This is a genomic window from Methylobacterium nodulans ORS 2060 (assembly GCF_000022085.1).
GTDB lineage: Bacteria > Pseudomonadota > Alphaproteobacteria > Rhizobiales > Beijerinckiaceae > Methylobacterium > Methylobacterium nodulans.
This window is the reverse complement of record NC_011894.1, coordinates 3,109,785-3,134,707: the sequence shown is the minus strand read 5'-3', so window position 1 is coordinate 3,134,707 and position 24,923 is coordinate 3,109,785. Positions and strand designations below refer to the sequence as shown.

Below are 24,923 nucleotides of genomic sequence, written 5' to 3'. Positions count from 1 at the left end.
CCGGGGCGAAAATCGGGCTTTTCCCCGACATCCGCCTGAAACATCGAAGCTTCAGCCAGAAGACTGACTGATGGTGCGGCCGATCATCCAGCCTGAATACAGAACGGTGGATGATCAAAAGACAAGGAGAACGTCATGTCCGATACCGGTGGCAAGTTCATCAAGCGAAACCGTCCGCCGCGGGTGCACATCACCTACCAGGACCCGTACGACGCAGAAAAGAACATCGAGCTGCCGTTCGTAATGGGCGTGATGGCGGACCTCTCCGGCAACGATGCCGGGGTGGAGAAGCCGGACGTCGCCGAGCGCAAGTTCGTCGAGTTCGATATGGACAATTTCGACCAGCGCATGGCGGCGATCGAGCCCGGCATCGCGTTCCGGGTCGAGAACCGGCTCGGCGAGGGCGACGGGATGCTCTCGCTCAACTTGCGCTTCCGCAAGATGAGCGATTTCGGCCCCGCCGCCATTGCCCGGCAGGTGCCGGCGCTCGCCACCCTGCTGGAGGCGCGCGAGCAGCTCGCCAACCTCATGCGCTATATGGACGGCAAGGCGGCCGCGAGCGACCAGCTCAAAGCCCTGCTGAGCGATCCGCGTCTGATGCAGGCCCTGCGCGAGCGCACGGCCGGTCCGGAGGCGCCGGCCGAGGACGATCCGCCGGCCTCCGACGCCTGAACCCCGAAACAAGGAGAACCCCGATGTCCCTCGACGCCGTCGAGCGCGCCTCCGCGCGCGACCTCGCCCCCGCTCCGCCCCCCGGGATGCCCGACGCGGACGAGTTCAAGGCCCTGCTCAAGCAGAGCTTCCGGCCGCGCACCGAGCGCGCCGCCACCGAGGTGGAGAACGCCGTCTCCACCCTCGTCTCTCAGGCGCTCGCGGACGCGAGCCTCGTCAAGGACGATGTCCTCGACACGATCGAGGAGATGATCGCCCGCATCGACGAGAAGCTCACCGCCCAGGTCAACGCGATCCTGCACGCGCCCGAGTTCCAGAAGATGGAGAGCGCGTGGCGCGGGCTCCACTACCTCGTGTTCAACTCCGAGACGGACGCGACGCTCAAGATCCGCGTCATGAACGTCTCGAAGTCGGAACTCTCGCGCAACCTGAAGCTGTTTCCGGGGGCGCGCTGGGATCAGAGCCCGCTGTTCAAGAAGGTCTACGAGGCGGAGTTCGGGCAGCTCGGCGGCGAGCCGTTCGGCTGCCTGATCGCCGACTACCATTTCAGCCACGTCCCGACCGACATCCAGTTGCTGCGGGACTTGAGCAAGATCGCGGGCTCGGCCCACGCGCCGTTCTTCGCGGGCGCCGATCCGGCGCTCCTCGGCATGGACAGCTTCACGGAACTCGCCAACCCGCGCGACCTCGGCAAGATCTTCGAGACGCCGGATTACGGGCCGTGGAAGTCCCTGCGCGACGCGCCGGACGCCCGCTACCTCGGCCTGTGCATGCCCCGCGTGCTGGCCCGGCTGCCCTACGGGGCCAAGACCGAGCCGGTCGAGGAATTCGCCTTCGAAGAGGAGACGGACGGGCACGCGGGCGAGGCCTACGCCTGGATGAACGCAGCCTACGCCATGGCGGTGAACATCAACCGCTCCTACAAGGAGAACGGCTGGACCGTGCGCATCCGCGGCGTGCAGTCGGGCGGCGAGGTCGTCAACCTCCCCAACCACACCTTCCCGACCGACGACGGCGGTGTCGACCTCAAGTGCCCGACCGAGATCGCGATCTCGGACCGCCGCGAGGCCGAACTCGCCAAGGCGGGGCTCATCCCGCTCATCCACCGCAAGAACACCGACAAGGCGGCCTTCATCGGCGCGCAGTCGGTCTACCGGCCCAAGACCTATTTCGGCGAGAAGGGCGTCGAGGCGACCGCCTCCGACAACCTCTCGGCGCGCCTTCCCTACATCTTCGCGGTCTCGCGCTTCGCCCATTACCTGAAGTGCATGGTCCGCGACAAGATCGGCTCGACGAAGGAGAAGGACCAGCTCACGAAGTGGCTGCAGGAGTGGATCAACCAGTACGTCGACGGTGATCCGACCAACTCAAGCGAGCAGACCAAGGCGCGCAAGCCCTTGGCCGATGCCCGGGTGGACATCTTCGAGGACGAGGAGAACCCGGGCTACTACTCGGCGAAGTTCTACCTGCGGCCGCATTACCAGCTCGAAGGCATGGATATCGGCATGAGCCTCGTCTCGCGCCTGCCCGCGCCGAAGGAGTGACGCCACCCGCCCCGCCTCCGGGCGGGGCGCCCCTTCCCTCGACACCGCGACCAAGCCATGTCGTCCCTGCTGCGCGAACGGCGCGTGCGCGCCTCCCTGATATCGGCCTTCCGGACGGCCCATGCTGCGCACGACGCGCGCAAACCCGCGCCCGCGCGCGAGGCCGGCGGCGAGCGCGTGGTGGCCGGGCGCCGGAGCGCGGCCCGCGCGGCGATTCCCGAAGCCGAGCTGCGCCGGGCGGTCGCGGGCGACGTCGAGACCCTGATGAACACGATCCGCCTCGGGGCGAGCCTCGACCTCGCGGCGCATCCGCACGTCGCCCGCTCGGTCCTCAATTACGGCCTGCCCGACCTCGTCCACCGCTCCATCGACGAGGGGGCGGTGCGCGGCCTCGCCGAGGAGATCCGCGCGACGCTGGAAGCCCACGAGCCGCGCCTCGTCCCGGGCTCGATCCGGGTGGCGCGCGACCCCGCGGCGAGCGCCGCCGCGCTCAAGCTGCGCTTCCTCATCACCGCGGCGCTCGACGCCGAACCCCTCAACCTGCCGGTCGAGTTCGTAGCCGACCTCGAACGCGACACCGGCAAGATCGTGCTCGGGCGGCGGTCATGAACCGGGAATTCCTCGACCTCTACAACCGCGAACTCGGCGTCCTGAACGAGGACGCGCGTGCCTTCGCGCAGGAATATCCGGGCATCGCGGAACGCCTCGGCGGCCTCGTCGAGGACCGCGCCGACCCGATGATCGCCGGCCTCCTCGAAGGCGCGGCGTTCCTGGCCGCGCGCGTGCAGCTCAAGCTCAAGCACGAATTCCCCGAATTCACCGCGAGCCTGCTCGAACAGCTCGTGCCGCACTACCTCGCGCCGACGCCCTCGGTGCTGCTCGCCCGAATCGGGGCGCCCTACGGCGACCCGGCCCTGCGCGCCGGGCGCCGGATCGCCCGCGGGGCGATCCTGGATGCCGCCTACAGCGAGCGCGAGCGCCGGGTCGCCTGCCGCTACCGCCTGACGCGCGACGTGGTGCTGTGGCCCTTCGCGATCACCGCCGCGGAGTACTGCGCGACCCCGGCGGGCTTGAGCGCGCTCGGCCTCCCGGTCGAGGCGGACGTCGCGGCGGGCCTGCGCCTGACGCTGACGCACCGCACCGCCGCCGATCCGGCGCAGGAGGAGGGCGCGGACCCGGAGGCCGCCTCGATCGCGGGGTGCGCCGTCGACGACCTGCCGGTCCACCTCGTCGGCCCGGAGGCGGACGCGGTCGCGATCTACGAGGCGCTGTTCTCGGCCTCCGCGCGCGTCGCCTTCCGGGTGCTCGACGCCTTCGGGGACCCGGTCGTGGTGCCGGCGCCGCCCGGCTGCCTCGCGCCAGTCGGCTTCGAGCGCGAGGAGGCGCTGCTGCCGAACGACCTGCGGGTCTTCGAGGGCTTTGATCTCCTGCGCGAGTACTTCATGTTCCCGCGCAAGTTCCTGGGCTTCCGCCTCACCGGCCTGCGCGAGGTGCTGCCGCGGCTCACGGCGCGCAGCGTCGACGTGATCGTGACCTTCCGGGAGTGCAATGCCCGCCTCGCCGCGGCCGTGCGGCCGGAGGCCTTCGCGCTCTATGCGGCGCCGGCCGTCAACCTGTTCGAGATGACGACGGACCGCGTGCCGGTGCGGGCCGGCGAGCACGAGCACCACCTCGTGCCCGACCGCAGCCGCATGCTCGACTTCGAGCCGCACCGCGTGCTCGACGTCTACGCCCACGTCGCGGGCCGGTCCGAGAAGCGCCGGGTCGAGCCGCTGCACGCGGCGCAGGGCGCCGCGCGGGCGACGGGCCCATCCTATACTCTACGCCGCCTGCCGCGCCGCCGCTCGTCGGCAGAGCGGCAGGCGGCGCAGACCTCGGATTACTGCGGGACCGAGATCTTCCTCACCCTCGTCGACTCGGCGCGCGAGGACGAGGAGCGCATCGCCGAACTCAGCGTGCGGGCGCTCTGCTCGAACCGGCACCTGCCCGAGCACCTGCCGGTCGGGGCGGGCGGCACCGACTTCCGCCTCGCGGACGACGCCGACCTGGAGGTGCTGTGCGTCGCCGGCCCGACGCGCCCGCGCGAGCCCGTGGTGGCGCAGATGCGCGGCCGGGCCGGGACCGCCTGGACCGGCGAGGTGGCGTGGCGCCTCGTGAACATGCTGAGCCTCAACCACCTCGGGCTGGTGCGCCGCGGGGCGGGGGCGAGCGCCGAGGCGCTGCGGGAGATGCTGTCGCTCTTCGCCGACCTCTCCGACGCGGCGGTGGAGCGCCGCATCCGCGGCGTGCGCAGCGTCGACAGCCGCCCGGTGGTGCGGCGGCTGCGCCAGCGCCTCGGCACCGGCACGGCGCGCGGCACCGAAGTGACCGTCACTCTCGACGAGCGCGCCTTCGAGGGCACCGGCGCCTTCCTGCTCGGCGCCGTGCTCGACCGCTTCTACGCCGAATATGCCGGGATCAACCACTTCACCCAGACCGTGATCCGCACGACGGACCGCGGCGAGATCATGCGCTGGCCGCCCCGGGCCGGCGCGAGGGCGCCGCTGTGAGCGCCGCCGCTCTCCTCGCGGCCGGCACCGCGCCCGCCGAAGCCGCGGCGACCGAGGCTCCGCCCCGGGCGGCCCGCCCCGCCCCGCCTCCGGCCTCCGCGCCGCACACGGCCCCCGTGTCGCCCGCGCTCGCGGCGCGGCCCGGCGCGCACGACCTCTTCGCGCTGCTGCGGCGTCTGGAGCGCGAGCATCCCGACCGGCCGCGGATCGGCGACAGTGCAGCGCGGCGCGAGGAATACGTCGCGCTCGGGGAGGATCCTTTTCTCGACTTCCCCGCCTCCACGCTCTCGCGCGTCGACCGCGACGCGGACGGGCGCCTGCGGCTCTTCGTGCGGTTCCTCGGGCTCCTCGGCCCACAGGGAGCACTGCCGCTCGCCGTGACGGACGAGGCGCATGGCTGGCATCTTGCGCATGACGACGCCTTCCCGCGCTTCCTCGACATCCTCAACAACCGCTTCCTGCAGCTCTTCTTTCGCGCCTGGGCGGATGCGCGGCCCGCCGCTCAGGCCGACCGGCCGGACCAGGACCGCTTCGTCGCCTATGTGGGCTCCGCGATCGGGCTGGGTTCGGCGCCCTACCGCAACCGGGGCGCAGTGCCGGATTCGGCCAAGCTCGCCTTCGCGGGCCTGCTCGCCCCGAAGGCGAAGTCGCCGGCGCGGCTGCGCGCGGCGGTGGCCGGGCTGTTCGGGGTCGCGGTCGAGATCGACTCCTTCGTCGGCACGCAGCTCGCCTTCGAGCCCGGCGACCGCTCCCGCCTCGGGCGCGCCCATGCGCGGCTCGGCGCGGACCTCCTCCTCGGGAGCCGCGTGTTCAGCGTCGAGGACAGGTTCCGCATCCGGATCATCGCGGCGGATCTCGCCCAGTACGAGCGCTTCCTGCCGACGGGCGAATCCTGCGCGCTGCTCGCCGACCTCGTCTTCTTCCACCTCGGCGAGGAACTCGACTGGGAGCTCGAACTCGCGCTGCCGGCGCACGCGGTGCGGCCCGCCCGCCTCGGGCGCGGGGGGCGGCTCGGCTACACCGCCTGGATCACCCGCCCGCCGGATCCCGACGCCCCCGGCCTGCGCCGGGACGCCCGGCTCAATCCCGCCGAACGCATCCGGGTCCTTGAGGCCCACCCCAACCCCCACCGCACCGACAGGAGGCCGTCATGACCGAGATCAGCATCGAGACCGTCACCGGCAAGCTCAACCGCGTCGGTTACGACGCCTTCATCCAGGCCCTGCGCGCCGCCCGGGCGGCAGGCCACCGCAACGTCGAACTCGCGCACTGGCTCGCGCGGCTCCTCGACGCGCGCGACAGCGACCTGTCCCTGACGGTCGACCATTACGGCCTCGACCGCGGGCGCCTCTCGGCCGACCTCGCCCGCGCGCTGGAGAGCTTGCGGCGGGGTGGGACCGAGCTGCCGGGCGTGGCGCCCTCGATCATTGATGCCCTCGACCGCGGCTGGCACCAGGCGACGCTCTTGTTCGGCGAGACGCAGATCCGCTCCGGCCACCTCCTCGTCGGCGCCCTGCGCTCGGGCGAACTGCGCCGCGCCCTCCTCGCCCTCTCGCCCGAGTTCGGCCGCCTCCCGGTCGACGCGCTCGTCGCAAATCATCGCGCCATCTGGGCCTGCTCAGAGGAGGAGAACCTGCAGCCGATGGACGGAGCTGGCCTCGTCGCCGGCTCTTCTGACGCGGCGGGGCCGGCGGGCCGCACGGCGCTCGATCGCTTCTCGCAGGACCTCACGGCTCGGGCGGCCCGCGGCGACATGGATCCCGTGCGCGGTCGCGACGAGGAGATTCGGCAGGTTACGGACGTGCTCATGCGGCGGCGGCAGAACAACCCGATCCTCACTGGCGAGGCGGGAGTCGGCAAGACCGCCGTGGTCGAAGGCTTCGCGCAGGCCGTCGTGGCCGGCCGCGTGCCACCCACGCTCCGGGAGGTGCGCGTCTGTGCCCTCGATATCGGCCTCATGCAGGCCGGCGCGTCGATGAAGGGCGAGTTCGAACAGCGGCTGCGCGCCGTGATCGACGAGGTGCAATCCTCGCCCAAGCCCATCATCCTGTTCATCGATGAGGCGCACACCCTCATCGGCGCGGGAGGCCAAGCCGGAACCGGGGACGCGGCAAATCTGCTCAAGCCGGCGCTCGCACGCGGCGGCCTGCGCACGATCGCGGCGACCACCTGGGCGGAGTACCGTCAGCACATCGAGAAGGATCCCGCGCTCACCCGCCGCTTCCAGCCGATCCACATCGGCGAGCCCGGGATCGACCAATGCCGTGACATGGTGCGCGGGCTTATCGGGGTAATGGAAACGCATCATGGCGTGCGCATCGCCGAGGCTGCCATCGCGGCGGCCGTCCGGCTCTCTCACCGCTACATCCCGTCTCGGCAGCTTCCTGACAAGGCGGTCAGCCTGCTCGACACGGCCTGCGCGCGCGTCGCCGTGAGTCAGAACGCAGTTCCCGCAGCGGTCGAGGATGCGCGCGCCGCGATCCGGGCTCTCGAGGACGAGCGCGCGGCGCTGTCAGCCGACCGCGACCTCGGCCGCGACAGCAGCCAACGCCTGAATGCTATTGCGACCGAACTCGCGACCGCGCAGGAGGGCCTCGCCGACCTGGAGGCCGCCTGGGCCGAGCAGGTCGCCCTCGTGGAGGAGATCGGGACGCTGCGCCGGCGGCGGGAGGCGCCCGCCGCCCCACCTGATGGAATCACTCCGGCCGGTGAGATCTGCGCCGCCTTGCAGTCCCTCACCGAGCGCCTCGACGCGATTCCGCCGGAGCGCCGGATGGTGCACGCCCACGTGGATGAGGGGACAGTCGCCGCGATCGTGTCCGATTGGACCGGAATTCCGGTCGGGCGGATGGTGCGCGACGAGATCGAGACGGTGCTGCGCCTGCCGGAAATCATCGGGGCCCGCGTGGTGGGCCAGTCGCACGGCCTGGCGATGATCGCCCGCCGTGTCGAGACGAACCGTGCGGGCCTGGAGAATCCGAATAAGCCTGTCGGGGTCTTCCTGCTCTGCGGTCCGTCGGGCGTCGGCAAGACTGAGACGGCCCTCGCGCTCGCCGAAGCCCTGTACGGCGGCGAGCAGAACCTGATCACGATCAACATGAGCGAGTTCCAGGAGGCGCACACAGTGTCGACCCTGAAGGGTGCGCCGCCTGGCTATGTCGGGCACGGCGAGGGCGGGCGGCTCACCGAAGCCGTGCGGCGCCGGCCCTACAGCGTAGTTCTGCTCGACGAGATCGAGAAGGCCCATCCGGATGTCCACGAGCTGTTCTTCCAAGTCTTCGATAAGGGTGTCATGGAGGACGGCACGGGGCGGCGGATCGACTTCCGCAACACGCTCATCCTCATGACCTCGAACGTCGGCACCGACCTGATCATGCGCGCCGCGCCGCGTGCGGACTGCGCACCTCATGGGGAGAGCTTCGCCGAGGCGATTGCGGAGGCGCTGCGGCCAGAGCTGCTGCGCGTCTTCCCCGCCGCCCTCCTCGGCCGGATCGTAACCATTCCCTACCTGCCCCTCTCGCCCGCGATGCTCGAGGCCATTATCCGCCTCCAGCTTGATCGGATCGGAGCGCGGGTCCGCGCGGCACATGGCGTCGCCTTCTCCTACGACGCCACCGTCGTTACCGACATCCTGGCGCGCTGCGACGACCCGGATTCTGGCGGCCGGATGATCGACAACATCGTCACGAACACTCTGCTCCCCGACCTCTCGCGCGCACTCCTGAACCGGGCGCTCGCCCGGACGAGCGCGCGGGCCGTGCGGGTCACGGTCGCGGACGGCGCCTTCGTCTACGCATGGGACAACGCGGCGCCCGACGCAGGCCCGGCGGAGCCGACGGCCCGCGTGCACGAGGCCGCCTGACCGTGCGGTCTGTTTCGCGGCAGCATTGTGCGTGACTGTCGGAGTGACACCGCGCGGAAATACGGGCGGCATAGGCAGGTGAGGAGAGGCACAGCACGTGATCGCCGTGCCGTTCCATTGCCGAGGTCCCCCTATGCCGGACGTGTCCGCCCTGGCCCGCATGCTGCGAGTGAACGGCTTCTTCGCCAGCTTGCCGGCCGAGATGATCGCAACCATTGCCGAACTCGGCGTTCTGTGCCGGCTGGACGAGGGAGAGACCCTGTTCATGAAGGGCGACCCCGGCGATGCGCTCTACGCCGTACTGAAGGGCCAGATCCGCATCTCGACGAGCAGCGAGGAAGGGCGGCACTACACGCTCAACCTCCTTGGTGCGGGCGACGTCTTCGGCGAGATCGCCCTGCTGGACGGCCAGCCGCGCACGGCCGATGCCACGGCCGCGGAAGCTGCCGAGCTCTTCATGGTGCGGCGGCGCGACTTCCTCGACCTGTTGGCCCGCCGGCCGGATGCCAGCGGACAGATTATCGCCCAGCTCTGCAGCCGCCTCAGGTACATCATCGAGCAAATGGAGGAGGTCGTGCTGCTGCCGATCGGGGTCCGGCTGGCGCGCCGTCTCCTCGCGCTCACGGACGATTTTGGGGCCGAGCTGAACGTCTCGCAGGAGGTCCTCGCCGCCTTCGTCGGGAGCACCCGGGAGAGCGTGAACCGCCAGCTGCGCCAATGGCAGGCCGCCGGGCTCGTCCGTCTCGGCCGCAGCCGCATCCTCGTGCTCGACCGCGACCGCCTGTCCTGCGCGCACGAACCAGCCTGATTGGCCCGTCCGTCAGGCGCATTGCGGGACGAACACGTAGCCCTCGCCGCGCACCGTCTGAATCAGCGCGGGCTTGGTTCCGGTCTCGATCTTGCGCCGCAGCCGCGTGATGCGGATGTCGATGCTGCGGTCGGAATGGTCGCTCTCGCGGTATCCCTGGGCCATGGTCCGCAACTGCTGCCGGCTGAGGACCCGGTTCGGGCGGGTGGCGAAGGCGATCAGGAGATCGACCTCCATCGCGGTGAGCGGGACCGGAGTCCCGCTCGTATCGAACAGGGTGCGTCGATCGAGGTCGAGGGTAAAGAGGCCGACTGCCACGGTGCGCGCGGGGGCCGGCGCGGCAGGAGAAGCAACAGTCGAGCGTATCACGCGCCGCAGGACGCTGCGCACGCGCCCGAGCAGCTCGCGCAGGTCATAGGGCTTGACGACATAATCGTCGGCTCCGAGTTCGAGGCCGGCGATCCGATGCGTGGCGTTCTGCGCCGCGGTCGCGAAGATCAGGCCCGCCTTCGAGCCCCGGCTGCGCAGCCAGCGCGCGAGCGACAGCCCGTTCTCCGCCGGCAGGGCTATGTCGAGGATCACGACGTCGGGCTCAGCCTGATCCACCGCCGCCCGCAACTCGCGTCCGTCTGCCGCGCCGATGACCCGAAATCCCGCCTCGGTCAGGTATTCCTCGACAGCTTGGCGTAGATCGGCCTCGTCCTCGACGACGATTATGGTTGACGGCATGACTGCCCTCGCGGGATGATCCGCGTCCGTGTCGGGCGTGAACAGCCGGCTTCATTGGGTTTCGCATGACGCGGCGACCCAGGATAGCATTGATCGACGACGAGGTCGATTTGACCGCAGCCCTCGCTGAGTATCTCGGCGACGCTGGCTACGACGTGGTCACGGCCACGTCGGTCGCGACGGGCGGGGCAGTGCTGGCCGAGGCGGCTGTGGACCTCGTGGTGCTCGATCTCAGCATGCCGGGCGGGGGAGGGCTCGACCTCCTCCGGACCCTGCGGACCGGCGCGGCGAAGAGTGTTCCGGTGCTGATCCTGACCGCGTTGGCCGAGCCGATCGAACGGGTCGTGGGGCTCGAACTCGGAGCCGACGATTTTCTGGTGAAGCCTGTCGAGCCGCGCGAACTCGCCGCCCGCATCTCGGGCATCTTGTGCCGCCTCGGCATGGAGACACGGGAGACGGTGCCGTTCGAGCGGGCGACCGTGGACCTCACGACCTCCCGGCTGCTCCGCCACGGCGCGCCGCCCGAGCGGCTCGGGCCCGGGGAGGTCGTGCTGATCCGGATCTTTGCACGCAACCCCAACCGCGTCATGGCCCGCGAGGACCTTCTCGAAGCCGCGCCGGCCAACAGCCTGGATGCGAACGACCGCTCGATCGACACCCGCATCACACGGCTGCGGCGAAAGCTCGACACCGACGCGATCGTCACTGTCCGAGGCCATGGATACATGTTCGTCCCGCCGGTGCCCGACCTGCCCGCAGGCGCAACCGGCGACATCGACGCACCCGAGGAGGCCTGAAGCCGCCCAATGCCGTTCACGGTCGCGTGACCGCCGTCACGGTTCTCCTCTCTCTGTCGTGGCAGAGGTAGCGGCGCGAGCCGCGATCGGGGCCGACGTGCCGTGACGAAACCACCAGCACGTGCCGCCCCCCAAGGCGGATGCTCGCCGCGGGCGCACCCGTGGGTGCGGTCGGCTCTACCGGCCGGCCGACCGGGCCGCATCTCCACTACGAGACCCGCGTCGCCGGACCCCCAATTGACCCCGTCCGGCTCCTGCAGATCGGAGCCGACCTGTACGGCCTGTCCGCCGGCACGCCCATCCCGCAGCCGAGCAACACGGTCCACGACACGCAGGACGGTTGACCCGGGCAGGCCAGCGATCTGGTGACATTTTTTAGTTGGCCTCGAATCACCCGAGGCTGCTGATCCACTCGTTGAGAGAACTTCGGATGGCCGCCTGTGGGTGGCTGCGCGGCCCAGTGACGCTGGCCCCTCAGCATGAGGCTTGTGGTGGCTGCCAGATCAAGGCCGTCAGGTCGGCATCCTGACAGTCCGAGCTGCCCTGAACCTCAGTGATATCAATCACGGACGACGAAGGCGTCTTGGCCTAAGGTTCTCACACTCAAGTCGTCCAAAGCAGATGGTCGATGCAATACGTAAGATCGAGCGACGCTTGAGGTCGTTCATGCGCGACGACGAGATATGGATGGTCTCGCCAGCGCCCGACGGCAACCCTCATGAAAATGTTAGGAGAACACCATGGCTGTCGATATCTTTCTGAAGCTCGAAGGGATCAAGGGCGAAGCGCAGGACGCCAAGCACAAGGACGAGATCGACATTCTGTCGTGGTCCTGGGGCATGTCCCAGTCGGGGACAACGCATATGGGTTCGGGGTCCGGCTCCGGTAAAGTGTCGGTGCAGGACATCAGCCTGACCAAGTACATCGACAAGGCCTCGCCAACGCTCGCCCAGCACTGCGCCAACGGCAAGCACATCACCAAGGGCACGCTCATCGTACGCAAGGCGGGCGACAAGCCGCTCGAATACATCGTCATTGAACTCAAGGACATTATCGTCTCGCATGTCTCTTTGGGCGGCACCTCGCACGACGATCGCCTGCACGAGAGCATCACGCTCAACTTCCGTGAATTCGACTACAAGTACACGACCCAGGCAGCGAACGGCTCCGCCGGTCCTCAGACCGAGGTCAAATGGGACATCGCGAAGAACGTCGCGGCGTGAGTCGCGGCGGCTAGCGCCTCGGCGGGCCGTCTAGCCGCGACGCGGAGGTCCTGCTGCTCGCCGTGGGTGGCAGGACCTCGCGCGAAAGGACCCCCCAAGCCCTCGGCGACGCTCGGACCGCAGACGATCCCGGGCGAGTCGGCCGCGCAAGCTCGATCGATCTCACCGGACCCAGTGGCGTCTGGTCATCCTGCGCACCGCAAGCAAGGAGGCCGTCATGGCCGAGCTGACCTATCTCCCATTCGCCAGCAATGCCCGCATCCTCTCGGTCGCTGCGGGCGGTCCGCCCCTGCAATGGGGCGAGCCGGACCACGCCGCCGTCAAGATCCTGCAGCAGGCCATCATCGCCGCCGGGTTCCCGATCGAGAAGGGGGCGGACGGCAATTTCGGGCGTCTCACCGCCGAGGCTATCCGGGCGTTCGAAGCCAAGTACCGGCTCGGCCCGGTCAGCGGCGTGGCCGGCCGCGCAGTAATCGCCATGCTCGACGAGATCCTCGGCGGCCGGTCGGGCAGCGCGCTTCGGCAGGGCGTCACCGTTGTCTCGGCGACCCTCACCCTCATGCTCCAGCGCACGCCAGGCGCGATTCCGGTGAAACTCACACACTATCTCCAGCGGACGATGGAACTTTGCGATGAATATGGGCTGAAAGTTCGGTTCCAGGACCGGCAGCATCCCCCGATCGACTTCCCCGGCACCTATGACCCGGCTTTCGATGTCTCCCGGATCCGAAAAGCGTCGGAGAAGCACACGGTCGGCCAGTCCAGCGTCCTGCGGGTGATTATGGCGGCATTCGACGCCGGCAGCCTCGAATGGGGCGTCACGGAAGGCGCCGCGCGCGCTCAGATGCCGGTGCGCGACTTCGTCGTGCTGAACACCGCGAAGGTCAAGGTGAGCGGCAATACCCTGCTCCACGAGATGATCCACGCGACGGGCCTGTCGGTGCATGACAGCGATCCGGCGAGTGTGTTCGCGCAGGGCGAGGGCGGCCTCACCTTCAAGCCCGAGCATGCCGCCCGGGTGAGCACGGCCTTCTACTCAGACCGCCGGCCCTGAACGCAGCGCAGGCAGACCCGCGCGCCGCCGTTGCGGCGGCCATGCGGGCATTCACGGCTCCGCGGCTGGGGGCGTCAGTTCCTCCTGCGCGCGGCATAGGGCATCCTGGACGTCCTTCGCCGTAAAGGGCTTCTCCAGCAGAATTGCTGCCTCCGACCCTTGGATGGCCGCGCGCGGTCCGGCTACGACGTCGCCGGTGACGATGATTGTGCGTGCGGCGAGAGCGGGGTCGCGTGCGGCGATGCGGGCTCTCAGCTCGGCGCCATCGATGCCGGGCATCCGCAGGTCCACGAAGACGGCGTCGAAGCGAATTCTGTCGAGGTCGGCCAGGGCAGCGGCGGAGCTGTCCCGCACGCAAGTCCGATGACCCATATCGTCGAGGATCTCGGCGAGGGACCGGGCTACGTCGATCTCGTCATCGACCACCAGGATCGAGAGGCCGCCCGCCCGGCCGTTCTCTCCAGCGCCTGCCGGGAGCATCCCGGCATCGCGCACTGGCAGGACGACCCGGAACAACGCCCCGCCGCCGGGACGGTCCTCGACGGAGATCCGGCCACCATGGCTCTCGATCACGCGGTGCGAAATCGAGAGCCCGATCCCAGTTCCGGCTCCCACCGGCTTCGTGGTGAAGTACGGATCGAAAATGTGCTCACGGATGTCCGGCGGCACGCCCGGGCCGCTATCCGCGACCTCGAGCACGACCGCCTCGCCGTCGAGGGAGGTCCGTAAGGTGATGCACCGGTCGCCCCGGTGGTCAAAGAGGACCTGCGCGGCGTTGATCAGCAGGTTGGCCACTACCTGGCCCAGGAGATCCCGGTCTCCGGAGATCGGAGGCAGCATGGGCGCCAGGGCGAGCTCGAGCGTGACCCCGGCGCTGCGCCGGCCATAGGCCGTCATCTCGACCGCCACCTGCACGATATCGTTTAGGTCCACCGGCTCGCGTCGCGGCGGCTCCTGACGAGCCATTGCCACGAAGCTCTTGACAATGCGGCCGGAGCGCTCGGCTGCGGCGTGGATGCGCTCCGCACGGCGCTGCACATCCAACGTCGGCGCCTTGTCGCGTAGGAGCGTCGCCTGGGCGATCAGGATTGCCAAGGGGTTGTTCAACTCGTGGGCAACACCCGCCAGGAGGGAGCCCATGGCGGAGAGCTTCTCCATCTGGTGAATGCGCATGCGCTGTGCCTCGATCTCGGCTGCCGCTTGCTTGGCAGCCGAGAGGTCGCGCAGGTAGGCGGTAAACAGCCGCCGCTCCGGCAGTCGCACCTCCTTGATGGCGAGTTCCACAGGGAAGATGGATCCATCGGATCGCATGCCCTCGATCTCGATGCGGCGGCCGACGACGGAGCCCCGCCCGGTGACGAGGTAGCGCTTCAACCCTTCCACATGCCGCTGACGCAGGTACGGCGGCACAATGAGATCGCTGATCGGCTGCCCCAGCACTGCGGCGCGCGCGAGACCGAAGGTTGCCTCGGCGGCCGGGTTGAACTCGACAACGCAGCCCTCCTCGTCGATGACGATCACGCAGTCGAGCGCGGAGGTGACGATGGCCGAATTCAGGGCCTGGCTCGCCCGCAGGGCCTCCATCTGCTTCGCCAGCTCCTCCTCGCGCTCCTTCAACTCGGTGAAATCCCGCGTGAAGGCGAGAATCCCCTGGACGTCACCGGACGTGTAAAGGACGAGGCCTTCCTGGATGTAGCGCCGTCCGAATCTCGGGTACGTGACCCATCCCTCATTCCAGACAAGCCCTTCAGCTTCGAGCCGCGAGAGGACCGGCTGATAGGACTCGTAGACGACGTCGCCGAGAATCTCGGCGACGCGCCGCCCCAAAACCTCGTCCTCGCGGGCCCCGACGAAATCGAGGAAGGCCCTGTTGACGTAGCGATACCGATGGTCCGTGTCGACAAGGACGACCCGGGCCGGGCTTAGATCAATGATGGTGCGGAACAGCGCGGTCTCCGATGCGCTGGAACCGGAGCCGCCGGCTGCTAACAAATCTTTGGCCTGGTCCATGACTGCCCCGCAGGTTCGCCCGGCATCGGACTTGCACGGATCCGGCCCGCGGCGAGGGGTGGACGGCACCCCGCTATCATGGCCCACCGTTCGCGTCGGGACCGGAGTACTCTGCAGACACGGTGTTGGGTCGTCACCATCGGCGACCAGCCGCTGCACTCTTAGCTCGACTCATGTGAGGCGTATCCGCAAGGGGGTAGACAGCTACAAGTGCACGAACCGTCACGCCGCGGGTCGAAGGCGAGAAGATTGGAATCGAGGGCTGGTACCAACGGCCCAAGCTGCTGCCGCATTGGACTTTTGATCCATCTCAAATTTTCGATGCCAAGCCAAAATCTTGGCGGCAATTCGAGAGCGGAACCAACGGTCATTTCAAATGCCCGTTGGTGTAACTTTTATAGATCGCAAGCATTCGAGAGCTAGTTGCTGTCGGAGGATGTATATCCATCACATCCTGAATATGGGCAAGGCGTAGCGATATAACAATTGATGCTGGAATCATTGCTGCTGATACCAAGCCCACTTGGTATGCGCCACCGTGACTTGACCGTCTTAGGGCTGTTTAGTCGCAGACGCGCTTCTCTAGGACGGCGCTGAAGCGATCGCGACCCTGCCGCATATAGCATCCGCCATAGTCAGACACGCTTTCGATGGGGTCAGCGCTCCACCCACCATACCACCCGAAGCCATGGCTCCAGTAATGGCCGTGGCCCCAGCCACTGTGATGACTGCCATATGGAGTGCCTGGGTGAGGCTCGCCGACAGCGATGCCGCCGTGTCCGCCGTGGATACCACCACTATGAAAGCTACCGCTGTGACTACCGTGGAAGCCGCCTCCGAAGCCCCGGGCTTCCGCAGTGGTGGCCAATAAGGCCGCTGCCAAACCGGCGACGGAAGCTGTCCGAAGAAGCATTCTGATCATGTCCTGCTCCTATATGTGCGAGGTCTGGCCAGGATGCCTGCTCTTCGCGCCACCTTCTGTGATGGCGATCATAAAAGGGTGCCTGCGCTATAAGCTGATTGTTGTGGACGCGACGGGGATTGCGGCACAGTCTCACGGCGCCGTGTGGTCAAACGTCGCGGCTGCTCATTGCAGGCACGCCATCGAAGCGATGCCGTGTTCCTTCTGCTCATTGGTGATCTTTGGTCTGATTTATGCAAGATCGTTGTTGTCCTCGACGGCCGAAACGGTGTTCAAGATTGCGACGGACGGCACATTCAGCTGGAATCCGCATCAGTGCGGACGCCCATCGGTCGGGTCGAGGTCGTGGCCCCGGTCGCTCCCCTCGCCAGCTGTCTTGGCTGCCTCTAACGCGATTTCCTTCTTCCCGGGCCGCCGTGGGCGCACTGGCTCGGTCGCCACCATTGTCGCGGCCGTCGGCCGCAGAACCTTCCGGATCGCCGGAAGGCTGCCCGCTCGTGCTTTGGCGAACAGCAAGCTGACCACCTCGCAAAGTCGCTGAGCATGGCCGTGCGCGAGAGCATTGCGATATTCGCTCTGCAGGCGGAAAACCGAGATGCGGAGCGCTGCCGCAATCACCTCCGGCCTCGCCCTTCAGCGTTTCCGGCCAGAGCCGAACACAGCCGCTCGACGACTCCGAACAATTCCGTCCAGTTGATCGGTTTCCCGACGTGAGCGTCCATGCCACCTGCCCGGCACCGCTCCACATCCGCGTCCATGGCATTCGCCGTGAGCGCCACGATCGGCGTGGGACGGCGGCCCTGCGCACGCTCCCACGTCCGCACCGCAGCAGTCGCACTGATCCCGTCGAGCACCGGCATCTGCACGTCCATGAGCACGATGTCGAAAGCCGGCCCTGCCTTGACCGCTTCAATGGCCTGCGCCCCGTCGCTGACGAGCACCACGTCGTGCCCGCGGCGGCTCAGCACGATGCGAATGATCTCCTGGTTGATCTCGTTGTCCTCGGCGACGAGGATGCGGTATGCCTGGGCAACAGGGCCAGCAGTGAGGGCTTGCGACGCGGTCTCGCCCCGCCGATCAGCCCCTGCCGAAGCCAGCGGCAGCTCGAACCAGAAGGTCGAGCCCTGCCCAGGTATGCTCTCGACACCGATCGCGCCCCCCATGAGTTCTACGAGGCGCTTGCAGATCACGAGACCCAAGCCCGTGCCGCCGTACTGACGCGTGGTCGAGGTGTCGGCTTGACTGAACCGCTCGAACAGGAGGGGCAGCTTGTCGGCGGGGATGCCGATGCCCGTGTCCGTGACCTCGACCCGCACACGCCCTGTGCCCGCCGCGGAGCGAACGCGCAAGGCGATCTCACCCTGTGGAGTGAACTTCACGGCGTTGCTGGCGAGGTTGAGGAGGATCTGGCGCAAACGTGTCGGGTCGCCGACATACCAATCAGGCACGTCGCCTTCGATCTCCGCGACGAGCCGGAGCGGCTTGCCCTTGGCGCTCTCCGCGACCAACTCCCGGCAGCTCTCAACGAGCGCGCGCAGGGAGAATGGCACGCGTTCGATGGCCATCTGCCCGGCTTCGATCTTGGAGAAATCCAGGATGTCGTTGACGATGGCGAGCAGCGAACGCCCGGCCTCCTGCGCCAACCCGATCAGATGCCGTTGGGCCGCCGAAAGCGAGGTGTCACCGGCCAGGAGGTCGTGCACGCCAAGCATGCCGGTGAGCGGCGTCCTGAGTTCGTGGCTCATGTTGGCCAGGAACTCGGCCTTGACCCGAGCGCCGGCCTCTGCCGCCACCTTGGCCTGCTCCAAGCGGCGTTCCTGCCGGACCCGCTCGGTGACGTCGCGAATCGCGGTGATGATGGTGACCTCGCCGGCGTCCTCGACCCGTTGGAATACGGCCTCAGCCCAGACGTAATGCCCCGCCTTGTGCCTGAGGCGGTAAACGACGGAGGCGGTTGGCCTCTCCGGGGAGAGGCTCGTCGTTGTGGCGAACACCCGGCCCAAGTCCTCCGGGTGCAGCCACTCGCGCATACCGATCCGGTGCGCCTCCTCGACCGTGTAGCCGAGCATGGCGTGCACCGCGGGTGAGATGTAGGAGCGACGGCCGTCGGCATGGCCAAGGACGATAAGGTCGGAGACGTTGTCGGCGAGAAGCCTGTAGCGCGCCTCGCTCTCGCGCCGGGCCTGCTCCGCGCCATGCCGGGCGGTGATGTCGGTATAGGTACGCACCGCACCGCCTCCCGCAAGCGGCACGGTCCGGATCTCCAGAACGGTGCCGTTCGGACGCTCGCGCTCGTAGGTGTGCTCCTTCGGCTCAAGACCCGCCCTGGCCACCCAGGCGCGGAAGGCATCGTCGGACCGTACGAACTCGTTCTGCGCAAGCTGGTAATTGCGCACCGCGGTGAAGGTAGGTTTTTGCGCCATGAACGCCGCAGGCAGGTCCAGGAGTTCCAAGGCGCGCCGATTGCAGACCTGAACCCGATCGTCGGCATCAACCATCATCAGGCCCTGATCCATGTTCTCCAGCGTCACGGCGAGCAGATCCGCGCTCGCGCGCGCCTCGGCTTCGGCCGCCCGCACGCGCCGGTCCCGCCGCCCGAGACCGACGCCAAGCCCGACGAGAGCGAGCGCCACCGTGCTGATCGCGCCGGCCTGGATCACAGCCTCCCGGCGCCAGGGCGCGAGTGCGTCATCCCTTGCGATCGCAGCCGAGACCGTCAGCGCGGGGTACTTCACCAGCCGCTCGTAGGCGACGATGCGTTCGACCCCATCCACGGCCGCTGGCTCATCGTAGACGCCGGACGAGGCTTGGTGCAGGTTTTGGAAGAGAGGCGTGGCGGAGTAGTCCTTGCTTTGGCTCTCGATCGGCGCCGCCGGCTGTCGTGAGAGAAGCTGCCCCTCCGTGCTCCACAGCCCAATGCTACCTCGCTCGCCCAGGCCGAGCGTAGCGTAGAACTGCGCGAAGTAGTCCGGTTCGAGCGCGGCCATGACAACACCGGCGAACGACCCATCTGGATTGTTCAGCCGGCGCGAAAGGGGGAGAACTGACCTTTGCTCGTAATGGCTGCGCATTGGTGCGCCGATGACCACGGCGCTGTCTTCCGAATGGTCCCGATGCCAGGCGAAGTAGGGCCGGTCGGCACTGCTGATGGGCGGGTGCGGCGCAAGCGTGTCGACGACCCACAGGCCGTTGGCATCAGTGATGGCGATCACGCTCACCTGCGCGATGGTCCCTGTGCAGCGGACGAGAAAGCCTTTCACGGTCGTCCGATCGGGGTTGTGCTCGATCCACTCGGTCGTGCCGGAGAGGATCAGGTCGACGGCCTCGATCGTGCGCTCGGCGTGCTGGGCAAGCGACCGGCTGAGATTGCGCGCATCCTTGCGCGCATCCGCGAGGGCAGCCTCGCGCGAGCGCATAATCTGCCAGACGCCGATGAGCACCAGGAGCAAGGCGACGAGTAACGTCACGCCGGCTGAATTGCGCAGGGGGTAACCGGAGCGAAGACGGTTGGGCACGAACAGCATTGGCTATCTCGAATGACGCGACACGATCCATGCGCGGCCGCGATTGTAGTTAACGTGCTCTCCCAAACCGTTAATTCTATAGGATGCGGTACCACTCACCTTTAGCACCCTGCTAGCGCCGCCGTCCTGTGTGCCGCTCTCGGCTGCATAGGATCGGAAAGACCGAACGCACCATTCATTTACATGAGATAGTTTGCCGCAATTATCGCCGATGCTAATCGTGCGCCCTGGGAGGGACTGACACGCGCACATCGATTCGAAGAGTTATGCTGTGCTCGATTGATCACGCCTGATCGAGCCTCCAGTCCGCTTGGTCCTGTCGCGGCGGGCTTTTCTATTGGGTGGAACGTGTCGAGCAGTCCGATGTCGACCCGTCTCGGACCTTCGGGGCGTCCGCTTGCCGGCTACGCCGTGACGCCGAGCGTCTTAGCGAGCGAGCCCACGATCTGCCTGAACTCGACCGGCTTCCGGAGTCGACCCACCGCATCGAACTCGGGTGGGATCACCACCTCGTCGTAGCCCGTGATGAACACGAACGGGATGCCGCGCTGCTTCAGCTCGCGCGCGAGCATGGACAACGGACCTTTGCCCAGGTTGATGTTGAGGACGGCGCCCGTGGGCGTCGCGTCCACCATCTCGTCCCGCGTGCAGCGTCCGCTTGGCGAACTCGATGTAGCGGGCATGCACGCTCTCGATGCGCTTGGCGCGCCCGAGATCGGCGGATGCCGACAGCCGCTTCTGGAGATCGGAATCGATCAGGCGCTCGATCTCGTGCTCGACCTCGTCGCTGAGCTTGAAGCCGTCCGGCCCGAACAGCTTGATGCCGTTATCCTCGTACGGGTTGTGGGAGGCGGAGATCATCACGCCGAGATCGGCGCGCATGGAGCGCGTGAGCATGGCGACGGCGGGGGTCGGCATCGGCCCGAGCAGCAGCACGTCCATGCCCACCGAGGTGAAGCCGGCGACGAGGGCGGTCTCGATCATGTAGCCCGACAGCCGGGTGTCCTTGCCGATCACCACCCGGTGGCGGTACTCGCCGCGCTGGAACAGCAGGCCGGCCGCCTGTCCGACCTTGAGGGCGAGTTCCGGGGTGATGACGCCGTTCGCCCGGCCCCGGATGCCGTCGGTTCCGAAGTACTTGCGCATGCTGATACCTCACTCCACGGTGACGGACTTGGCGAGAAGACGTTGCCAGCAAATTCCCGACACTGGATTTGCGGCAGAGTCAAGGAAAGCATCCCAAACCCTGAACTGCACGCCGAATCACGGTCAACATCAAAATTAGAGACATTTTGATCGAGACATTTTGAGCATAATACCAACTCGCCTAGAGCATAATACTGACGCGCCTAGACACTGACAGGTGCGATCCAGGGGTAGTTGCAGAGTGACTGGATGCGCCCCGGCTCCGCCGTGAGCGCATTCCAGGCCGTGCAACAGGCATGCACGACGGTCTCGTCGTCGGCTCAGAAGCGTTGCGAGACAAAGCTACGGGCATACGGATGGCTGAGGCCCTCGCGGACAGCAACCGATCAGGCGGTCGTTGCTGCGTCGGAAATTGCCTCAAGAGTGAAACTACTGGCCTCGCCAGACTGATAGCAGCTTTTGTTTGTCAGGCAACAAGCTTCCAAAATCCGGTTTCAGGCGCTCTACCACTAGCCCAAAATAGCAATTCTGCACAATCCCATACACCAAAATCCCTGGCAGTCAGGTCTTGAGAGATCTTGAGATGTCTTGCGGATTGGTCTCTGGTGTGGCCCGTCTTAATAGTCGTTCTGAAAGAACGCACACCAGAGCACATTGTTCAGAACTGATGAAACAACGAGAATGTGTATGAGGCCGAACGCACGTCCAGTCTTCTACGGTGCAAGCGGCCGACGCGCTCGCTTCACGAATGCGGCGCTGCTGCTTATCTCGTTCCTCGCGGTGTTCGGACTCGCCAGCCTGATCTACGGAATGCTGGTTGCTCCCAATCTGCCCGCTTCTGAGAAATCAAGGCCCAAGGCTATAAATTCAGACACCGGCATCCGAGCCGACCGGGTTACGGCGACAGAGCCTGTCAATCCGACCTCGAACCGGCAGGTTCCGCCTACCGCGGCGCAAGCCTTGCGCTTCGCGTACCTCGCGAGCAACGACTATGCGCTCGCCTCCCTCAAACAGCATGCCGCCGAGCTCGACGGGATCATTCCGGACTGGCTTGAGCTGAGGCAGCAGGAGGGACGGATCCACATCCAGGTCGATGATAACAGCGTCGGCATTTCCCGGTGGCTGAAAGCGAACGCACCTCGGCTGCAAATTTATCCTCTGATCAACAGTGGCCTGACCACTCATCAAACGAACCTTGTATTTGCGATGAATTCTGCAAGAGAAAAGAGCATCGCTGAGATAATTTCTTATTTGGAGCGGAACGAATTGCCCGGGATTACCTTACAGGTCCCAAATGCCACCCCCTCTAACGAGCGAATCATCATCAATTTCGTCCGTGAGCTGAGGCGCAGGCTCGGCGAGCAGCAACGCAAGCTGATCGTGATGACGAGCCTCACCGACGGTGCCCCCCGCATCAGTGAACTCAGCAAAGCGTCGGACTATGTCCTCGTGACGACCCATGACAATACCCAGTACGGTCGGCCAACCCCGATCGTCCCCCAAGCATGGATCGAGTCGCAGCTAGCGGCTCTCTTCGCCCGGGCCGATGCAAGCAAGATCATCGTCAGTATCGGTTCGTTTGGAATCGATTGGGATCGATTTGGTCGGATGAAGCAGATCTCCGTACCCGCGGCCTGGACGCTTATGCAGAATGCTGGCACGCCGCTCAAGTTCGATCAACGCTCGCTCAACGCAACGTTGCGGTATCGCGATGCAAATGGGCAGCCGCACGAGGTCTGGCTGCTCGACGGCGTCACCTGCTTCAATCAGCTCCGAGCGGTTTTGGCCTACAAGCCGGCCGGAATAGCCCTCTTCGGCCTCGGCTACGAGGATGCGGGCATCTGGTCTATGTGGGCGCCGACCAAGCTTCCCGACGCTCACGCGCTGAAGTCGCTCGCAACCTTGCAGCCGGGGGGCGACTTTTTCGCGAGCCTCAAGGCGGCACTCGTTTCGGCGACCCCGGGAGGACCGGGCAAGCGAATCCTCGCCTACAATGACAGGCTTGGCCTCATCACCGGACAGTCCGTCACGGTGGCACCGGTTCAGGCCCAAGCAACCACGTGGTTTCCGGTTGCAAAAAACCTTGTCGCGCTGACGTTCGACGATGGACCGGATCCCAATTACACCGCGAAGATCTTGGATATCTTACGCGAAAAGGGAGCGAAGGCGACGTTCTATATCATCGGCCGCAATGCCGTGCAGTCGCCCGGGCTGCTCAAGAGGATCTACGATGAGGGGCACGACATCGGGAATCACACCTTCTCGCACGCGCGCCTCATGGAGAGCAGCGGGCGGGAACGGATCGCCGTCGAGCTGAACATGGCTCAGCGGATCATCGAGGCGCAAACGGGGGTCCGAACCACCCTGTTTAGGCCACCGGAAGCTTTCAGGAGCCTCTCCTTCCTCGACTTCTCGCCGCAGCTTGTCGAGGTCGCCACCGAGCTCGGGTACCAGATTGGAGCGCTCGACACGGATTCCTTCGACTGGGCTGCAGCCGCCTTCGGCGTCAAGAAGGCCAACGTCGTCGACCGGGTTGTGAGCAAGGTTGCGAACGGGCAGGGTCAGATCGTGCTGATGCACGATGCTGGTGGAAACCGGCAACTGACCATCGACGCCCTACCGGACATCATTGATCAGCTTCAGGCCAGGGGCTTTCAGTTCGTCACGACACACGAACTCGTCGGCAGGGCGCGCGACGCGGTCATGCCGCCGACGCGGGCGCCGAGCCTCATCGAGGCCTTCAACACGGAATTCTGGCGCATCGGATCCCAGACGGTGTCCTGGCTCTGCGATGCCATTCCGGCCGTCGCCATCACGACCACCGTGCTCGCGATCTTTCGCCTGACGCTGATCATCATCGGCGCGACCGCGCATGGCCTGAGAGGCAGCCGTCGAGACCCACCGGAGGGATGGCGACCGCGGGGAATTGCTGTCCTGGTGCCGGCATACAACGAGGAGATTGTGATCCTCAAGACGATCCAGACTCTGCTTGCGTCGACCATAGCAGAGCAGATCGAGATCATCGTTATCGACGATGGTTCGACGGACAACACGGCTGCGGTTGTTCGAACAGCTTTCCCGAATACAGCTGCGGTGCAGATCTACACGAAGGCGAATGGCGGCAAGGCTGCTGCTCTCAATTACGGTCTTCAGAAAACATCGACTGAGATTATCGTCGCCATCGACGGCGATACAGTGCTCCTGCCCGATGCAATTGAGCATCTGGCGCGCCATTTCGCTGATCCGAAAATCGGCGCCGTCGCCGGAACCGTCTCTGTCGGCAATCGGAAGACGCTCATCGCCCGTTTCCAGGCCCTCGAATACACGATGAGCCAGAACCTGGACCGCAGGGCCTTCCAGCTCATCAACGCCATCGGCGTCGTTCCCGGCGCGATCGGCGCGTGGCGGCGCGAGGCTCTGATGGCTGTCGGAGGCTACTCGTCAGACACGCTTGCGGAAGATGCCGATTTGACGATCTCGCTCGAACTCGCGGGCTGGAAAGTCGTGTGCGAGCCGCGCGCCCGCGCACTCACGGAGGCGCCCGAGCGCCTCCGCGCCTTCCTCAAGCAGCGCTTTCGCTGGATGTTCGGCACGCTGCAGGTCGCTTACAAGCACGCCCCGGCGAGCTTAAGGAGACCGCGGGGTATTTCTCTAATCCTGATCCCTAACGTTCTGCTGTTTCAGTTCCTATTTACGTTGCTGGCGCCCCTGATGGATTTGATTCTTATCTTCTCGGTCGTCTCTAGCGTTGTCGATATTACACTCATCGGCTCGAGAAGTGAGGGCTACGGGACGCTTGAACTGCTGATGGCCTATTGGCTCGTCTTCCAAGTCTTCGATTTTCTCGCAGGCTGTGCGGCGTTGCTTCTGCATGGCAAGTCGCCGGAGTGGCGCCTGCTGCCGCTGCTTGTTCTTCAGCGGTTCTGCTACCGCCAGCTGCTCTACATCACGGCCATTCGAACATTGCTGACCGCACTCAGAGGAACTTTCGTGGGCTGGGGCAAACTCGTCCGTACCGGAAGTGTCGATCTACCGGTCGCGTCGGCTTGAACTTGGTAACAACGCTGCAGAAGGAAAAGGGGA

16 protein-coding genes and 1 pseudogene are annotated in these 24,923 nt (G+C 66.4%); 13 read left to right on the top strand and 4 right to left on the bottom strand.

Going from position 1 to position 24,923, the window contains the following annotated elements:
- The first annotated feature begins 135 nt into the window (after positions 1-135).
- The 7 genes from tssB (at position 136) to MNOD_RS14385 (ending at position 9,435) form a co-directional block, all read left to right on the top strand.
- Positions 136-672, top strand: a complete 537-nt coding sequence (gene tssB, locus MNOD_RS14415) for a type VI secretion system contractile sheath small subunit (protein ID WP_015929654.1) — start codon at positions 136-138, stop codon at positions 670-672.
- Positions 673-758: 86 nt separating this feature from the next.
- The gene (tssC, locus tag MNOD_RS14410; protein ID WP_425277511.1) at positions 759-2,216 is read left to right on the top strand and encodes a type VI secretion system contractile sheath large subunit; all 1,458 of its coding nucleotides are present in this window, start codon (positions 759-761) and stop codon (positions 2,214-2,216) included.
- A gap of 57 nt (positions 2,217-2,273) precedes the next feature.
- Positions 2,274-2,825 carry a type VI secretion system baseplate subunit TssE gene (tssE, locus tag MNOD_RS14405; protein WP_015929652.1) on the top strand — a complete coding sequence of 184 codons (552 nt, stop codon included), beginning with the start codon at positions 2,274-2,276 and terminating at the stop codon, positions 2,823-2,825.
- Positions 2,822-4,765, top strand: a complete 1,944-nt coding sequence (gene tssF / locus MNOD_RS14400; RefSeq protein WP_015929651.1) for a type VI secretion system baseplate subunit TssF — start codon at positions 2,822-2,824, stop codon at positions 4,763-4,765. Before tssE ends, tssF begins: the two co-directional genes overlap by 4 nt.
- Positions 4,762-5,919, top strand: coding sequence for a type VI secretion system baseplate subunit TssG (gene tssG / locus MNOD_RS14395; RefSeq protein WP_015929650.1), 1,158 nt, complete (start codon positions 4,762-4,764; stop codon positions 5,917-5,919). The genes tssF and tssG overlap by 4 nt, the downstream gene beginning before the upstream one ends.
- Entirely contained in the window at positions 5,916-8,627 is a 2,712-nt protein-coding gene (gene tssH, locus MNOD_RS14390; protein ID WP_015929649.1) for a type VI secretion system ATPase TssH, read from the top strand. The genes tssG and tssH overlap by 4 nt, the downstream gene beginning before the upstream one ends.
- 133 nt (positions 8,628-8,760) lie before the next feature.
- On the top strand, positions 8,761-9,435 hold the full coding sequence (locus tag MNOD_RS14385; protein WP_015929648.1) for a Crp/Fnr family transcriptional regulator: 675 nt from the start codon (positions 8,761-8,763) through the stop codon (positions 9,433-9,435).
- 12 nt (positions 9,436-9,447) lie between these two features.
- On the opposite strand, the gene MNOD_RS14380 is transcribed toward MNOD_RS14385, so the two are convergent.
- Positions 9,448-10,164, bottom strand: a complete 717-nt coding sequence (locus MNOD_RS14380; RefSeq protein WP_015929647.1) for a response regulator transcription factor — start codon at positions 10,162-10,164, stop codon at positions 9,448-9,450.
- A gap of 110 nt (positions 10,165-10,274) precedes the next feature.
- Between MNOD_RS14380 and MNOD_RS14375 the strand changes: the two genes are divergently transcribed.
- The 4 genes from MNOD_RS14375 to MNOD_RS14360 all read left to right on the top strand — a co-directional run bounded on the left by MNOD_RS14375 (position 10,275) and on the right by MNOD_RS14360 (position 13,238).
- On the top strand, positions 10,275-10,961 hold the full coding sequence (locus MNOD_RS14375; RefSeq protein ID WP_244424735.1) for a response regulator transcription factor: 687 nt from the start codon (positions 10,275-10,277) through the stop codon (positions 10,959-10,961).
- A gap of 140 nt (positions 10,962-11,101) precedes the next feature.
- Complete coding sequence (locus MNOD_RS14370; protein ID WP_043748727.1) at positions 11,102-11,305, top strand: M23 family metallopeptidase; 204 nt, start codon at positions 11,102-11,104, stop codon at positions 11,303-11,305.
- Positions 11,306-11,701: 396 nt separating this feature from the next.
- Positions 11,702-12,184, top strand: coding sequence for an Hcp family type VI secretion system effector (locus tag MNOD_RS14365; protein WP_015929645.1), 483 nt, complete (start codon positions 11,702-11,704; stop codon positions 12,182-12,184).
- A gap of 217 nt (positions 12,185-12,401) precedes the next feature.
- Entirely contained in the window at positions 12,402-13,238 is an 837-nt protein-coding gene (locus MNOD_RS14360; RefSeq protein WP_015929644.1) for a peptidoglycan-binding domain-containing protein, read from the top strand.
- A 51-nt stretch (positions 13,239-13,289) separates the two neighbouring features.
- Here MNOD_RS14360 and MNOD_RS14355 read toward each other — a convergent pair whose 3' ends face one another.
- Entirely contained in the window at positions 13,290-15,407 is a 2,118-nt protein-coding gene (locus tag MNOD_RS14355) for a hybrid sensor histidine kinase/response regulator (RefSeq protein WP_244424734.1), read from the bottom strand.
- Positions 15,408-16,108: 701 nt separating this feature from the next.
- Here MNOD_RS14355 and MNOD_RS46545 point away from each other — a divergent pair.
- Positions 16,109-16,711 carry a hypothetical protein gene (locus MNOD_RS46545; protein WP_157091467.1) on the top strand — a complete coding sequence of 201 codons (603 nt, stop codon included), beginning with the start codon at positions 16,109-16,111 and terminating at the stop codon, positions 16,709-16,711.
- Between the two features lie 73 nt (positions 16,712-16,784).
- Here the strand turns inward: MNOD_RS46545 and MNOD_RS14345 are convergent, their stop codons facing one another.
- Complete coding sequence (locus MNOD_RS14345; protein ID WP_015929640.1) at positions 16,785-19,694, bottom strand: ATP-binding protein; 2,910 nt, start codon at positions 19,692-19,694, stop codon at positions 16,785-16,787.
- Between the two features lie 624 nt (positions 19,695-20,318).
- Positions 20,319-20,840 (bottom strand): annotated as a pseudogene (locus MNOD_RS14340) (phosphohexomutase domain-containing protein); the annotation flags it as partial.
- Between the two features lie 687 nt (positions 20,841-21,527).
- Here MNOD_RS14340 and MNOD_RS14335 point away from each other — a divergent pair.
- A complete protein-coding gene (locus tag MNOD_RS14335; protein WP_015929638.1) occupies positions 21,528-24,890 on the top strand; it encodes a polysaccharide deacetylase family protein in 3,363 nt (1,120 codons plus the stop codon).
- Positions 24,891-24,923: the final 33 nt, after the last annotated feature.